The 1,908-nt window shown below is 47.3% G+C and carries 2 protein-coding genes; both read right to left on the bottom strand.

Going from position 1 to position 1,908, the window contains the following annotated elements; translation table 11 throughout:
* On the bottom strand, window positions 1–809 hold an 809-nt coding region (locus AC1DWB_RS34380; protein ID WP_477545563.1), incomplete at its 3' end, for a hypothetical protein.
* The coding region (locus AC1DWB_RS34375) for a Wadjet anti-phage system protein JetD domain-containing protein (protein ID WP_477545562.1) at window positions 806–1,908 on the bottom strand (1,103 nt) is incomplete at its 5' end. The genes AC1DWB_RS34375 and AC1DWB_RS34380, both read right to left, overlap by 4 nt.

The raw sequence follows: 1,908 nt of genomic DNA, 5'->3' as shown, positions 1-1,908 counted from the left end.
CGTCTGCATAGTTCGACGCGTTCCGACAGCATCCGTAATTCATTGAAATCAATAATATCTTTCTCATCATTTGCTAGTCGGGATAGTGCCCGATGAATATTATCGAAGTGTCGTCGTTCTTCCTCGAATTGATGCTGGATCTCCTCCAGTCGCTGGTGCCGTTTGGAGCCATATTCGCTGAATATATGCTTCGGGTTCCTACGCAGCACACTGTGATATTCCCGCTGCTGTTGAGCCATTTTCCGTACACGTGCAATCAATTCATTAATATCCTGAAGCCCTCGTGAAATGCGGCCGTGTTTGATGTGCATCTGAATCTCAAGCAGCTTGATGCTAATCTGGAACTCTTCAATAATCTCATGACTCATGAAGATCAGTTCCAGCGCGTATTCGGACAGTCGGAATATCGTCCTGCCGCCCTTCTCCCAATGGTTCCGGGTAGCATCCTCGTCTACGGCAAAATATTTGTATTTGTGCGTGAGAATTTGTCGACTGTGGTCGTCGTAATAGGAGGACTCGAAATCCCCGCCATTCCCACTCCACAATAGCCCATCTACGAGTCTTTCAATGGACTCATCCGTCCCTAGATTTCGAATGTTAAATCGATCAATTGCGTCCCATGCAAGAGCTACGATATGTTCTCTGGAGCGTCGCTCACTTGACTCCAGCTCCAAGTAATACACCTGCAGTAGAACACTTAATGCCACCATTTCCTTATAGGGATGGAGCTCGCCCAGGTTCATGCCCGCCCCGAGACTCCAGAGAGGATTCAACCGCTTGTTCCGTTCGCCAAAATCTGACCAATTCATCGTTCTGCCAACCTCGCCATCACTTCGTAATTTAACACCTCTTGGGGGACACGGGTCTGGTTCTCCAGCAGTTGATGAAAAAACCGGGATAACTCGGATTCAAATGCCACTTCATTCCTGATAAGTTCTAAGTGTTCGGGCTGGCAACTTTGCTCCGTGGTATAAGGATAAGTAGATTTACAGCTCAGCATCATCTGTTGATAAAATGGGAGAGCTAAGTGCATGTTAAGGTGGAGATAATGAAGCTTGATCTTCCCGTATATGTCCCATCCTGTTAAATCCATATCCCCAGCATAGTAAAGTGCCGTTCGTGTAGGATCGATATTCAACTCTTCCAAGAAGAGCAGGCTGCTCTCAATCTTCCAGCCTTCCCCGTATATCAGCATGTCTGGAGCCAATCCGCACAGTTCTCTTCCTTCCCGCATCATCCGTTTACAAGTATGGAATATCGACTTGTTCTCTACGATCAGAATGGATTGTACGTCTCGCTTCGGATGAACATAGTAAACGAATGGTTCCCAGGCATGGTCTGCTCTGAGGTCATCCAATGTCACTTGTATAGAACGCAAGAAACGTATTCCTTCGGGCTCGGATAACCATTTCTCGTTATCGAACAGCTCAAGTGAACGTTCTTCACGGGTAATCACTTCACGTGTGTGCGCCGTCTTCATGAATTCATATACACGTTCCAGGAAAGTCCATATAGAATCCGTCTGTTCTTCCGGACGGTTCTCGTAATAGGTAAGATCGAGACGTTCGCGGAGCCGCAGCATCGCAGAAGAGTTCCAACGGTCTTGTAGTTGACCATTCTCGGCTAGCCAATACGAAGTGTGAATATACGGGGGTTTGAAGCTCTTGGGACTGGTCCGAATCGGAGTCAAGACACACTGCTCGACCAGCTTCTGTATGCCGGCCGCGATGACGGCAAATCCACCACTGAGCTCATAATCGGATCTATCCGAATATTGTTCTTGAATAGTCTGGTCTAGTAACCAATCTAGTGATACTTTCCGCTTGGACTTGCGAATGGTGCCGTATTGTCTATGTAGGATATCTTGTAGTAGGGAATGCATGTCTTGCATAGGACCACCCTTGCTTG

Source organism: Paenibacillus sp. P4_E11 (assembly GCF_056401635.1).
Note: the sequence above shows the minus strand (reverse complement) of the source record. Positions and strands in the feature narration are given on the sequence as shown.